Source organism: Sulfitobacter sp. NFXS29, assembly GCF_040148765.1.
In the GTDB taxonomy this organism is placed as follows: domain Bacteria; phylum Pseudomonadota; class Alphaproteobacteria; order Rhodobacterales; family Rhodobacteraceae; genus Sulfitobacter.
Genome location: NZ_JAGDED010000001.1, coordinates 826637 through 839674, shown reverse-complemented (window position 1 = coordinate 839674; position 13038 = coordinate 826637). Strand labels below are relative to the sequence as shown.

9 protein-coding genes and 1 pseudogene are annotated in these 13038 nt (G+C 62.7%); 5 read left to right on the top strand and 5 right to left on the bottom strand.

The window, feature by feature from the left end; all coding sequences use genetic code 11:
* Positions 1–131 precede the first annotated feature (131 nt).
* Positions 132–1247 carry a 3-dehydroquinate synthase gene (gene aroB / locus J3456_RS04155; protein ID WP_349579013.1) on the bottom strand — a complete coding sequence of 372 codons (1116 nt, stop codon included), beginning with the start codon at positions 1245–1247 and terminating at the stop codon, positions 132–134.
* On the bottom strand, positions 1240–1836 hold the full coding sequence (locus J3456_RS04150) for a shikimate kinase (protein WP_067628855.1): 597 nt from the start codon (positions 1834–1836) through the stop codon (positions 1240–1242). The genes aroB and J3456_RS04150 overlap by 8 nt, the downstream gene beginning before the upstream one ends.
* Positions 1837–1916: 80 nt before the next feature.
* Between J3456_RS04150 and J3456_RS04145 the strand changes: the two genes are divergently transcribed.
* Genes J3456_RS04145 through J3456_RS04135 form a run of 3 tightly spaced genes read left to right on the top strand, consistent with a single transcriptional unit; the run spans position 1917 to position 4704 of the window.
* Positions 1917–2066, top strand: a complete 150-nt coding sequence (locus J3456_RS04145; protein WP_007120408.1) for a hypothetical protein — start codon at positions 1917–1919, stop codon at positions 2064–2066.
* Positions 2063–3724: a hypothetical protein gene (locus J3456_RS04140; protein ID WP_502989483.1), complete on the top strand. Its 1662-nt coding sequence runs from the start codon at positions 2063–2065 to the stop codon at positions 3722–3724. The genes J3456_RS04145 and J3456_RS04140 overlap by 4 nt, the downstream gene beginning before the upstream one ends.
* The gene (locus tag J3456_RS04135; protein ID WP_120351225.1) at positions 3721–4704 is read left to right on the top strand and encodes a site-specific tyrosine recombinase XerD; all 984 of its coding nucleotides are present in this window, start codon (positions 3721–3723) and stop codon (positions 4702–4704) included. Before J3456_RS04140 ends, J3456_RS04135 begins: the two co-directional genes overlap by 4 nt.
* A gap of 202 nt (positions 4705–4906) precedes the next feature.
* On the opposite strand, the pseudogene J3456_RS04130 reads toward J3456_RS04135, so the two are convergent.
* Positions 4907–5470, bottom strand: a pseudogene (locus J3456_RS04130) (metallophosphoesterase family protein); the annotation flags it as partial.
* An 88-nt stretch (positions 5471–5558) separates the two neighbouring features.
* Between J3456_RS04130 and J3456_RS04125 the strand changes: the two are divergent.
* The gene (locus J3456_RS04125) at positions 5559–6866 is read left to right on the top strand and encodes an HlyC/CorC family transporter (RefSeq protein WP_349579011.1); all 1308 of its coding nucleotides are present in this window, start codon (positions 5559–5561) and stop codon (positions 6864–6866) included.
* Between the two features lie 7 nt (positions 6867–6873).
* Here the strand turns inward: J3456_RS04125 and J3456_RS04120 are convergent, their stop codons facing one another.
* A complete protein-coding gene (locus J3456_RS04120; protein ID WP_349579010.1) occupies positions 6874–8184 on the bottom strand; it encodes a DUF2254 domain-containing protein in 1311 nt (436 codons plus the stop codon).
* Between the two features lie 141 nt (positions 8185–8325).
* Here J3456_RS04120 and J3456_RS04115 point away from each other — a divergent pair, with 141 nt between their 5' ends.
* On the top strand, positions 8326–8928 hold the full coding sequence (locus J3456_RS04115; RefSeq protein ID WP_349579009.1) for a nucleotidyltransferase family protein: 603 nt from the start codon (positions 8326–8328) through the stop codon (positions 8926–8928).
* Between the two features lie 69 nt (positions 8929–8997).
* On the opposite strand, the gene J3456_RS04110 is transcribed toward J3456_RS04115, so the two are convergent.
* A complete protein-coding gene (locus tag J3456_RS04110) occupies positions 8998–11910 on the bottom strand; it encodes a Hint domain-containing protein (protein ID WP_349579008.1) in 2913 nt (970 codons plus the stop codon).
* Between the last annotated feature and the right edge of the window lie 1128 nt (positions 11911–13038).

Sequence of the window (13038 nt, the reverse complement as noted above, 5' to 3'; positions counted from 1 at the left end):
ATGTCAAGACGTTCAGACATGCAGGGTGACGCCTGTCTCAAAACATCCGACTTGGCGGCGCCGCCCTTTTTATTCGGCAGCACAACACCTTAAAGAACAGAGTTAAACCGCCAGGCCCCGCCCCCCGCGGGTCACTGCCGTGCGCTTAGCGCGTCGCGCAGCAGGGCCAGCACATCGGCATTGTCGACCTCGGCCCCGGCAAAGGCTTGGCCGATGCCGCGTGCCAGAACGAAACGCAACCGGCCATCGACAACCTTTTTGTCCTGCCCCATCAGGCGCAGCAACTCTTCGGCCTCTGGCAGATCGCCGGGGATGTCGCGCAGGTCGGTCTTCATGCCCATCTGCGCCAGATGGGCGCGCAGGCGGCTGGGATCTTCCTGCGGGCATAGGCCCTGCCGCGCGGAAAGCTCAAAGGCCAGCGCACAGCCAATCGCCACCCCTTCGCCATGCAGCAGACGGTCGGAATAGCCGGTCGCCGCCTCAAGCGCATGGCCGAAAGTATGCCCGAGGTTGAGCAATGCGCGGTCGCCCTGCTCGGTCTCGTCGCGTTCCACGATATCGGCCTTCATCTGGACCGAACGGCGCACCGCCTCGATCCGAGCTTCCATATCGCCCGCTGCAAGGGCTGGCCCCTGCGCCTCAAGCCAATCAAAGAAATCTGCATCGCCCAGCAGCCCGTATTTCACGACCTCGCCATAGCCCGCCAAGAAATCGCGCGGCGGCATGGTCCCCAGCACCTCGGTATCGGCGAGCACGAGGCTGGGTTGATGGAATGCCCCGATCAGGTTCTTGCCTTGGCTTGCGTTGATCCCGGTCTTGCCACCCACCGAACTGTCGACCTGCGCCAGAAGCGAGGTGGGGATCTGCACAAAACGCACCCCGCGCCGCAGCACGGCGGCGGCAAAGCCCACCAGATCGCCGATCACCCCGCCGCCAAAGGCCACGACGATATCGCCGCGCTCCACCTGTTCGTCGAGCAGCCAGTCGACCGAGCGCTGCAGATTGGCCCAGTCCTTGGTCCCCTCTCCGGGCGCGAGTTCCAGCGCCGACATCGCGATGCCCTCGGCGGCCAACCCGTCCCGCAGCGCTTGCAAATGCAACGCCGCCACGCGGCTCTCGGTGATGACGGCCACCCGCTTGCGGCGCAGCAGCGGCGCGATCAGCGCGCCCGCATCGGCCAGCAACCCCGGCCCGATGATTACATCATATTCCCGCCCCGGCAGGGCCACGGATACCGTCTCACGCATCCAATCTCTCCAAAACATCCGGCCTTGTCAGCAGCTTATCGATCACCCGATTGGCCATGGCGTCAATCGAGAGGCGCGGATCACAGCGCACCGACAGATCCGCCAGTCGGTAAAGCGGCACCCGGTCGCGGTAGAGCGCGGTCAGCGTGGCCTTGGGATCAGCCGTGCGCAGCAGCGGACGGCTGTCCTTATAGCGCACCCGGTTCCACAGCAGATCAAGATCCGCATCCAGCCAGAGCGCCACACCATAAGCCGCGATATTGTCGCGATTCACCTCGGCCAGAAACGCCCCGCCGCCGGTGGACAGGATGCAACGTTCCTCAGCCAGCAGCCGGGCGATGACCTCTGTCTCGCGTTTGCGAAAGAACGGCTCTCCGTCGCGGGTAAAGATCTCGGGCACGCTCAGATTGGCCGCCGCCTCAATCTCGGCATCGCTGTCCAGAAAGGGCGCGCCCAGCTTGGCCGAGACCGCACGCCCCACCGCCGTCTTCCCCGCCCCCATCATGCCAACCAGCGCCACCGTCTTGTTCAGACGGTAACGGGGCGGCATTTCTTCGCCATCGGTTATGCTGTGCTTAATTCCGCTCATTTTTCTCTGAATGACGTGATCTTGCCGGAAAGGCCATATATAGTTTGGCAAAATAGCAGAATTCCGGGCAGGCATTAATCATGGGTAAACTTTTTAAGCTTTTGATATTTCTATTGATTGTCGGCTTCATTGGGCTGGTGGGCTATGCCTACGTCGGGCCCTTCTTTGGCGTGGATTTTTCGCCCGAACAGATTGAGACACGCCAGCCCGTCACGCTGACAGCGGATTGAGCGGGGTGGCAAACGCGCTGTCAAAACGCGGTTTGGCCCTTTGTGCTGCGGTGATCTGCTCGGTCAGTGCCAGCGCCCTGCTGGCCGAATCCGACGAAGACCGCAATCTGGGCCGCGATTCGCGCAAAACCTCAGAGGCCTGGGAACAAGAACAGCCCCCCGCCGCCAATGACCAACCGCTTTCGGTGATCGACTGGCTCGGGGCGCAATCGCCGCCTGAAAACCGCCCCAAACGCCCGCCCAATCCGGGCCGGGTGGCGGAACCGCCTGTCGCCAACAGCGCTTTGCCCCCCGCGGTGCAGGTCACCCCACTGGGCGATGGCGCGCCGCGCCGCATCGGGCTGGTGCCCGGTTCGGTCACTGGGCTGCGTGGGGACATCTGGATGGGCAGCGATACCACCGCCCTGATCGAGCGTATTCGCAACCTGCCCGACCTGCATCTGCCCGCCGCGCAGGCCCTGCTCTATACCGTGCTTCTGGCCGAGGCGCAGGCCCCGCAGGGGGAGGCGCGCAATGGCGATCTATTGGCGCTGGCGCGGGGCGAAAAACTGATGGAGCTTGGCGCGCTCGATCCGGCGCTGTCGCTGATCGAACAGGCCGGGGTAACCACCTCGACCGCGCATTTCGACCTGTGGATGCAGCTTTCCCTGCTCACCGGCACCGAACAGCGCGTCTGCGAGCGGCTGATGAAATCCCCGCATCTGACCCATGACTATGGCACTCGGATCTTCTGCAACGCCCGGGCGGGCAATTGGGAAAACGCGGCCCTGACCTTTGGCTCGGCGCAGGCGCTTGGCCTGTTGCCAGAGGCACAGCTTGACCTCTTTGATCGTTTCCTCAACCCGGATTTCTACGAAGGGGCCGAACCGCTGCGCGTGCCGCGCCAGATGGACCCGATGACCTTCCGCCTGTTCGAAACCATTGGTGAGCCGCTGCCCTCCAACATCCTGCCGCGCCCCTATGCGGTGGCCGATCTGCGCGACATCGCCGGATGGAAAGCCCAGCTTGAGGCCGCCGAACGGCTGACCCGCGCGGGCGCCCTGCCCGACAACCTGCTGCTGGGGCTTTACACAGACCGCCAGCCCGCCGCATCGGGGGGCGTCTGGGACCGTGTCGCGGCGCTGCAGCGCTTTGAGACGGCCCTACGCACCAGCAGCGCAGAGGCGGTGGCCAAAACCCTGCCGCCTGCATGGGAAGCGATGCGTGAGGCCTCTCTCGAAGTGGCCTTTGCCACGCTCTTTGCCGAACCGCTTTCGACCATTCCGCTTGCAGGCCAAGCCGCGCGTCTGGCGCGGGATGTGGCGCTGCTGTCGCCCAATTACGAGGCCGCCGCGGCGCGGGTGATCGGCAAGTCCCCCGAAGACGAATTGCTGCGCGCCGTGGCGGTTGGCGATGCCCCCGAAGGCCCCGCCCCGGATGCACCCTTGGCCGCTGCTGTTCACGATGCTTTCGCCAATCCCACCCCGCGCGCCGACCTGATGGCGCTGGCGCGGGACAAGGAATTGGGCATGGCGATTTTGCGCCTATTGTCGCTCTTGCATGACGGGGCGAGTGGTGACACATCGGCGCTCCGCGACGCCCTAGCCACCCTGCGCGCCCTCGGGTTGGAAGACACCGCCCGACGTGCCGCCTTGCAGATTGTATTGCTCCAGCAATGATGATGTCCCAGACCCCGACCTTTCATTGGATTTCCAGCTTTCTGGAGGCCGCCGCCGCCGAACAGGGTGCCGCCACCAATACCCAGCTGGCCTATGGCCGCGACCTCAAGGATTTCGATTCCTTTCTGGCGCAGCGCAACCACGATTTCCTCACCGCCAGCCGCGGCGAGGTTGAGGATTACCTTGTCTATTGTGATGCGCAGGGGCTGGCTAAATCCACCCGTGCGCGCCGTCTGTCGGCGATCAAACAGCTCTACCGCTTTGCCTTTGAGGAAGGGCTGCGCGAGGACAATCCAGCGGTGCAAATCGCCGGACCGGGACAAGACAAACGTCTGCCCAAGATTCTCTCTGAGGAAGAGGTCGACCGGCTTCTGGATGCCGCGCGCAACTCAGGCCGGGCGCTGGCAGACCAGCTGCGCAACACCTGCCTGATGGAACTGCTCTATGCCACTGGCATGCGGGTCAGCGAATTGGTCAGCCTGCCGGTCAGCGCCGCGCGCGGCGATCCGCGCCTGCTGCTGATTTCGGGCAAGGGGGGCCGCGAGCGGCTGGTGCCCCTGTCGGAACCTGCGCGCGATGCGCTGGCGGCATGGCTGGTGGTGCGTGACAAGGCGGATGAGGCGGCCCAAGCCAAGGGCAAACCGCCCGCACGCCATCTCTTCCCGTCGCGCGGGGCAACGGGCCATCTGACGCGGCATCGGTTCTATCTGCTGATCAAGGAATTCGCCGTGACCGGGGGCGTACCCCCTGAAAAGGTCACGCCGCACACCCTGCGCCATGCCTTTGCCACGCATCTGCTGGCCAACGGCGCAGACCTGCGCGCGATCCAGACCATGCTGGGCCATGCCGATGTCGCCACGACCGAGATCTATACCCATGTGCTAGAAGAGCGCCTGTCGGACCTCGTGCTAGAGCGTCACCCTCTGGCCAAGGACGGCACGCGCAACCCCGGTGGCAGCACGTCTTCCGACGGCCAGTAACCGCTTTGCAGCGCGTCGGCATAGGCGCGCGGCAGACCGGCCTTCGCCATGTCGGCCACGGCCCCTGCCACATCATAGCTAAGCCGGTGAAACCGCACTTCGCCCCCGTCCAACACGGCCACCCGCGTTTGCTGGCCACCGTCGTGGGCGGCATGCCGATCACCCCTGCATTGATCCAGCGCCCACACGCCGTCTTGCGGATAAAGGGCAGACCGGAATGCCCGGCGATGATGTGATCGACGGGGCCTGTGACCTCCTCCAAGGCGCGCCACTCCTCCTCAAACACCGCCTCTGCACTCTCTGACCAGATGAACCGCGCCACATCGCGCACCCCGCCGTGAAGCACCCCGTAGCGCTGCCCTTGATGCTGAAACACCGCCACATCCGGCAGTGACCCCATCCACGTCTTCGCCTCAGCGTCCAGCGCCTGCGCGGCATGGGCGTACCACGCGCCCGAAAGCATGTCGCAACTGCTGCCCGGCGCGAAACCGCAGCCGCAATCCTCGGCCCCGCTGGCCAGTTGCAACTCACAATTGCCCGCCACCACGGCACAGCCAAGCGCCCGGATCGCCGCCACGCTTTCGCTTGGTGCCCCGCAGTAGGCGACGATATCCCCGGTGCAGATTATCTGATCCCCGCCGATGCCGCGCGCGGCGGCAAAATCCGCCAGCGCTTCTACCGCTTGAAGGTTGGAATAGGGCCCGCCGAACAACAGCAGCGGTCCGTCCAGAACCCCAAGCTCTGCACAGTTGATTTTCGCCTGCATCACACCACCCTCACCCGTTGCGACCCTTGAATGACGCAGCCCCTGCGCCCATAACATTCGCAACACATAATGGATGGATTTAGACCTCATGGAAACGGGCCCCGCCCTTTTTGACACCGCATTCTGGATCAGCACCGGAATTATCCTGTTTCTCCTCGTCCTGTCGGGCTTCTTTTCAGGGTCCGAAACGGCGCTGACCGCCGCCTCGCGCGGGAAGCTGCGCGCGCAGGCCGACAAAGGGGCAAGCGGGGCGATCCGGGCGCTCAAAATTACCGAGGATAACGAGCGGCTGATCGGCTCGGTCCTGCTGGGCAACAACTTGGTCAACATCCTTGCCGCCTCCATGGCGACGGCGCTGTTCACCCGGCTTTTCGGCGAAAGCGGCGTGGCGCTGGCGACGCTGGTGATGACGCTTCTGGTGCTTGTCTTCTCAGAAGTGCTGCCCAAGACCTATGCCATCACCAATGCCGAAACGGCGGCGGCGCTGGTCTCGCGACCGATCAGCGTCGTGGTGCTCGTTTTCTCGCCGGTGGTGACGGCGGTGCGCTATTTCGTGCGCGGGGTGCTGCGGCTTTTCGGCGTTCAGATTGACCCGGACAGCAACATTCTGGCCGTCCGCGAAGAGATCGCCGGCGCCCTGCAACTGGGTCATTCCGAAGGCGTGGTCGAAAAGGAAGACCGCGACCGTATCTTGGGCGCGCTCGACCTGCGCGAACGCGCGGTCGAAGAGGTCATGCTGCACCGTTCGGGGATCGAGATGATCGATGCGGATAGCGATCCGACCGACATCATGGAAAAATGCCTGCAATCAAACCACACCCGCCTGCCCGTCTTCCGCGATGATCCGGAAAACATCATCGGCGTGATCCACGCCAAGGACCTGCTGCGCGCCATGTACAAGCTAATCGGCGGCCCCAACGGCAATGCGGCGGCGCTCAAGGGGTTCAACGTGGCCGATGTGGTGATGAAACCCTATTTCGTGCCCGAAACCTCCACCTTGGATGAGCAGATGCGCCAGTTCCTGCGCCGCCGCACGCATTTTGCGCTGGTGGTGGATGAATACGGCTCCCTGCAAGGGCTGATCACGCTCGAAGACATCCTCGAAGAGATCGTGGGCGAGATTACAGACGAATTCGACCCCGACGCAGATCACCCTCTCAAACAATCCGAAGACGGGCATCTGATGGTCGAAGGGGCCATGACGATCCGCGATCTTAACCGCGCCACCGATTGGTCTTTGCCCGATGACGAGGCCAATACCGTGGCCGGGCTGGTGATCCACGAAGCGCAGATGATCCCGACCGTGGGGCAGGTGTTCTCTTTCCACAACTTCCGGTTCGAGGTGATGGAGCGGGACGGAAACCGCATCACGCAGCTGAAAATCCGCCCCCTCTGAGTTCCGCTTACTCCGGTGTCTCCACCGCCGCGCGCACCTCTTTGCATGCGGCGGCCCAGATCCGCGCCCGGTCAGGGCCAAAGGGCACCTCTTCGAAAGCGCGGCGCAGATGGGTCTCTGCCGCGTCACGGGCCGAGGCGGCAAGGCCGGGGTCAGGGTGCTGCATCAGCCCGGCCAGCACCTCTTGCAAGGCCATCTGCACCTCAACGACCGAGGCCCCATCCCGGGCCAGCGCGCCAAAGCCGTCTTCGATCAGGGCATCCGACGAGATCGGCGCGATATGCAGGTTGGGCAGATTGACCTTGCCGCCCGGCTTCGCCTCGTCCGAATAATAAGACAGGATGCGCCCGATGCGGGTGATCACATCAATCGCCGTGCCGCCGTCGTTGATCCCCGGCGACAGCGCTTTTGAGGCGACCTCTCCGAGCACCCGCAGGCCAAAGCGCGGGTCTTGGTCAAAGGTGCGCAGATCGCCCAGTTGCACGGTGTCGAAGACCTTTTGCTCAAGGTTGTCCCAGTCATGTTCCGCGTCCTGCGGGCTGCCCTGCTGGGTGACCATGACCAAAGGCTCTCCGACAAAGACGAAATCGCCAATGCGGCGGGTGAGATAGATCGCAACCCCATGATCGCGCGCCTGCTGGTCCAGGGCCTCGGGGTAAATATGTTTGATATAGCCGCTCTCGGGGGCAAAGATCGGGCGGGCGTTTTCGGGCGCGGGGCCGGTCAGAGGATGGCCGCCCATGCAGGGCGTCTTTAGCCGCTCTTTGAACAGCGATGTGGTCACGGCTTCGATCTGGCGCGTGGTGTCGATCAGGCTGCCGAAACTTTGCAGATGAAGCACCCAACGGATCAGAAAGATCACGATGATCGCCAGCACCATCACCGTGGTCAGGAACAATACGAAAGAGCGTTCGTCGACATAGATGCCCAACTCGCGCATGATGATCGCCACCAATGCATAGACATAGGCGCCGATGAAAACGGCAAGAGTGTTCTGCGTGGTCCGGTCCTGAATGATCAGCCGATGCGCCCGCGGCGTGAACTGGGCCGAGGTAGAGCGGTAGACCGTGACCATGATGGTGATCGAAAAGATCGTGACCGCAAGCATCGCATCCGCGATGATCTGCAAAAGGCGATCCGCCGCGTCCCCCGTCAAACGTGTGGCAACTTCCTTGGGCACCAAGGGTTCAAAGAGCTGTGTCATCCCAAGGGCGACAAAGGCCAGCAGCCCCATGACGACCACCCGCACCCAAAGTTTACGAGAATATTCGCGGGCTTTGCGAAACAGAGTGTGCGGGATCAGGTCTTTGATGTTCATGAGCCAAGGGTAGCACGAAAAAGCGCCCTGCCAACGGTGGTTTAGCAGGAATTTACATTCTTTGACGGCGTTGAGGTCCGCCCCCTTAGAAGGTGCAAGAAAGCCCTTATCCCCGCGCGCCACGCCCGGTAGTCTGACGCCATGACAAAAGCCTCTCTGCCTGTGATCCTCCTCGCTGCCGGTGCCTCTTCCCGGATGCGGGGGCGCGACAAATTGATGGAAGACGTGGACGGCCAGCCGCTGCTGCGCCGTCAGACGCGGTTGGCGCTAAGCGTCGGCCCCGTGATGGTCGCCCTGCCGCCCGCGCCGCATCCGCGCTACACGGCCCTGACCGGGCTGGATATCACGCCGCTTCCCATTCCCGATGCGGCCGAGGGCATGGGCGCCAGCCTGCGCCGCGCCTTTGCGGACCTGCCCCCGGACACGGCGGCGGCCATGGTGATGTTGGCCGACATGCCAGACCTTGAGCCCAGCGATCTGGCCCGCCTTACGGCTTCGGTCGATCTTAGCAGTGAGACATTAGTCTGGCGCGCCGCGACAGAGGATGGCAGGCCGGGGCATCCGATCATCTTTGCCGCCGCGCTGTTTGACCAACTCAAACGGCTGAGCGGCGATGATGGGGGCCGAGCGGTGGTGCGTGGCGCAGGCGCGCGGGTGCAGCTGGTGCCCCTGCCCGGCCAGCGCGCGCGGCTCGACCTCGACACGCCCGAAGACTGGGCGGCTTGGCGAAAGCCGCAGGGATAGCTCCATAAAAGAAAACGGGGCGGTCACCCGCCCCGTTTCTAAGCTGCATCGCGTCCCGCCCCCGCGGGTTTATTTCACCAGCAGGCTGGCCTCGTGCTTTTTCAGCGACCGTCGGGCGGCGGTGTAGCCTTCGATGCCGTCCTGTGTCGCAAGCTCGGGGAAGAGTTCGAGAATTTCGTTGCGTTGCTCTTCGCCAATACCGGCCAGCGACATGTCACCAGGCTGGAAGCTCTCGGTCCATGTGCCATCCGACAAGATCACCTCATGGCGGTCGAACATCACGTGGATGTAGGTGGTGCCAGAGACCTCGACCACGTCGATACCCTCCATACCGGTCAGGTGTTTCGCCGCAACCAGCACTTCACGCTCTTCGAAGTAGAGCGCCGTTTTCTCGTTGGCCACCAAGACGCGGTGGTTGGGGCTGACCATCATGTCACGCTCGGGCAGATCGTTGCCAAGCGCGCCCTTGCGGATCAGCACCGGCTTGAGATGGGCGGCCATTTCGAACTCGGCGCCGGTCATCTCACGTGCGCCGACCCAACGGATTGTCTGGATGCCGTTGTCGCGGGTGATGACCCGGTCACCGACCTCAAGCGCCTCGACACGGACCTCGCCTTTTGGCGTGGCGATCTTGGTGCCCGGTGTGAAACAGGGGATCACATTCTCGATCTCGACAAAGTTCAGACGCCCGGCATCGGTGCCATCCTCGTTGAAGTAGTCGACGAAACCGTCTTCGCGGTCGTCCGATGTATAGGTGATCTCGAAGCTACCACCCTCAGGGGCCGAGCCGCGCAGGTCGAGCGTGTCGAAGTCCACGCCAGCGCTGCCACCGTCGACATCATCGCCAGCATTCACGTTGACGAAGCTGTCCTGATCGGCACCGCCGGTCATCACGTCGACACCCGCACCACCGTCGAGCAGATCGTCGCCCTGACCGCCTTGCAGCGTGTCGTCGCCTTCGCCGCCCATCAGCGTGTCATTCTCGCCGCCACCGTCGAGCAAGTCATTGCCTTCGCCACCGACCAGCAGGTCATCATCACGGTTGCCGCGCAGCGTGTCCTCGCCGGTGCCGCCGTCAAGCTCATCATTGCCCTGACCGCCCGAGATGCTGTCGTCGCCCTGACCGCCAAGCAGCGTGTCGTTGCCGGTGTTGCCTTCGATGATGTCATCGTCGATCTGACCGTCGATATAGTCATCGCCAGAGCCGCCGCGCAGCATGTCGGCGTCATCGGCGCCATAGATCACGTCATTGCCCGAACCACCGTCGACCGTATCCATCCCGTTGTCCGTGACACGGTCGGGGGTGAAGGGGTTGGACGCATCCTCTTCGTCGGGGATGTCGAGCACATCAAGGCCGAGGTCGGGATCATTGCCGGCAAAGATCGTGTCATTGCCAGCGCCGCCAAGGATGCTGTCGTTGCCCTCGCCGCCGACAATACGGTCGTCGCCATCGCCGCCATCAACCATATCGTTGTCGATGCCCGCGTCGATCACATCGTCACCGGTGCCGCCGGTGATGGTATCACGGTCGTCGCCGGTCGAGATGGTGTCATTGCCCGCGCCGCCATCGACGGAGTCGCGGTCGTTCTCGGGATCGGCATCGGGGTCAAAGCTCAAGCTGTCGCTGTCGCTTTCCGGGTAGCCCAGATCGGGCGCGATATCATCGTTGCCGGTGGTGATCATGTCGTCACCCTCACCGCCCTCGACCACGTCAGAGCCCGCACCGGCCTCGACAATGTCATCGCCGTCGCCTGCCAGAATGGTGTCGTCACCGTCGCCTGCGCGGACATAGTCGTCATCGCCTTCGGCACCGGGCAGGATTGCATCGTCGTTGTCGATCATGTCGCCATCGGGGTCGCCGGTATAGGCGGTGTCGATCATGTCATCGCCTGCGGTGCCGTCGACATAGCCGTCGCGAGTCGGATCGCCGTCACCCACGGTGACAGTCACGGAGCCTTCATCGGTCAGACCGCCGGGATCGGACACGGTGTAGGTGATCGTCGCGTCGCCGGTGAAACCGTCATCGGCAACAAAGGTGATGGTGCCATCGTCGTTGATGGTCACGGTGCCATCGTCGCTCGACGCATCTGCAACGCTCAAAGTGTCGCCATCCACATCGGTGTCGTTGTCCAGAACCGGGATCACGACCGCTTCGGTGCCGGTGGTGCTGGCCGTGTCGTCATTGGCCTCGGGCGCATCGTTTACCGGGTTCACGGTGACATTCACGGTGCCAGTGTCGGTGCCGCCATTGCCGTCATCCACGGTGTAGGTGATGGTCGTGTCGCCGTTGAAATCCGGATCCGGCGTGAAGGTCAGCGTGCCATCGTCGTTGATCACAACAGGCCCGGCCGGGCAGGTTGCCATCGTGACGGTCAGCGTGTCGCCATCGCTGTCGCTGTCATTGCCCAGCACGTCGACGGTGCCGGAGGTGTCTTCGTCGATCTCAAGCACATCGTCTTCGGCCACGGGCGCGTCATTGCCGCCGCCCTCTGGCTTCTCGTCGTCGAAGATCACATTGTCGATCGCGCCGGAGCCTTCGAAACGCACTTCGAAGCGCGACACGCCATCGATGTTGAACTGCACGAAACGCTCGCCGCCATCGCCGGTGGGCTGCACATAGTGGTTTTGGATCACATCGCCATTGTCATCGTAAAAGATGACACGGGTGCCCTCGCCGCCGGTCTCTTCGATGTCTTTGAAGGTCACGCCCTTCATGCGCACCATGTCATCGAAATCAAAGAACAGGCTGCCGCCGCCGGCGTTGTCGTCCGGGTCGCTCTGGTCGCCGTCTTCAGAGACGATTAACAGACCTTCAAGCGTGTCGGAGGCCAGATCGCTGTCGCCACCCGTGGGGTTGGCGCTGTCAAAGATCATCGCATCGCCAGAGCCGCCGCTGGCCGAAACCGTAACGCCCAAGTCCGCATATTCGTCATCAATGATGGTGCCTGCGGTGAACGCGTTGAAATCAAGTGTTCTAATCATTGTGAATTCTCCTGAGCGGTGTTGCACGCGGCGCGCAACGCGGCCGTCTTGGAAGTGGATGCTGTTTCAATCTTATGAATGGAGCGCCGAACGGCAGAGCGATCGAACCGGGCATTTCTTGCCCCGCAGAAGGCCAGTGGCAGGGCCTGTCGCTTATGTATCATATGGTCTCTCCCTCCGTTCACACGCGCCCCGCTGGCTGAAATCCAGATCGGGCGACACGCATCCTTGCGCCAACGAAGGGGAAGAGCCTGAACAAGGCTCACACCCGAGAAGAACCCCTTCCCGGTATGTTGTGTTTACGGTCGCAAATTTTGCGGCGTACCCACATTTCCCGCATCCTTGATGCGCTTAATGCGGCCGCCCCCGTGACCTACAGACTTCTGTGCCCCCCAGTTGGGCATCTATAGGAATAGCCCTCCTATACGAATGGACAAAGGAAAAAATGTTCGAAAATTGCCGGAACCAAATGAAGTTTTGCCGCAATTCAGGTGGTTTAGCCGATCTCACGGGGGCGATTGTTTCCCCGCCATCCTTCGGCGAAATCTCAATTTGCCATAGGATTAAGGAAAATTAGCACCAAAATGCGACCGCGCCCTTTGACCCTTTCTCTCGACTGTTTCGCGCAGAGAGACAATAGCGCCGCAAACGCGCCGCATCTGCGCCGCCTTGTTTTCGTCATTCTTTTTGATTGCTCGTTCACAAGCTGGAACCAATGGCCCGAAAACCTGCGGAACTGGTGACAAAGCCGCAGGTAGAGCGCCTTATTCCCGCCGAATCAATCGCGCTTCGGCGCGGGGCTTTGAGGGCTCATACAGCGCGTTTCGCCGAAAACACATCGAAACCGCGCCCGCGCGGCAACGCGGGCCTGAAAGAAGCGGCCTGTCGCCGGTTTGCGACAGCATCAATTGCGCAAAAGCGACCGAAGGTCTCAAACGTATATCTCACCAGCCCCTCACATCCTTCCGAACATCCGCGCCAAAATGCGCCAAATCCGACCCTCAAAACGACATTCTAAAGCCCACAAACGACACCGCACCGAGAGCGCGCAAACCCCAGCCAGAGTGCACTCTGCGCCCCGCCCCTGCGGCAGGGTGTCGCACCCCCATTTCACCCTATTGCAATGGC

Coding starts and splice junctions, on each gene's coding strand:
- aroB (WP_349579013.1), bottom strand. CDS start 1,247: ATGCGTGAGACGGTATCCGTGGCCCTGCCGGGGCGGGAATATGATGTA.
- J3456_RS04120 (WP_349579010.1), bottom strand. CDS start 8,184: ATGAACATCAAAGACCTGATCCCGCACACTCTGTTTCGCAAAGCCCGC.
- J3456_RS04115 (WP_349579009.1), top strand. CDS start 8,326: ATGACAAAAGCCTCTCTGCCTGTGATCCTCCTCGCTGCCGGTGCCTCT.
- J3456_RS04110 (WP_349579008.1), bottom strand. CDS start 11,910: ATGATTAGAACACTTGATTTCAACGCGTTCACCGCAGGCACCATCATT.
- J3456_RS04150 (WP_067628855.1), bottom strand. CDS start 1,836: ATGAGCGGAATTAAGCACAGCATAACCGATGGCGAAGAAATGCCGCCC.
- J3456_RS04125 (WP_349579011.1), top strand. CDS start 5,559: ATGGAAACGGGCCCCGCCCTTTTTGACACCGCATTCTGGATCAGCACC.
- J3456_RS04145 (WP_007120408.1), top strand. CDS start 1,917: ATGGGTAAACTTTTTAAGCTTTTGATATTTCTATTGATTGTCGGCTTC.
- J3456_RS04135 (WP_120351225.1), top strand. CDS start 3,721: ATGATGATGTCCCAGACCCCGACCTTTCATTGGATTTCCAGCTTTCTG.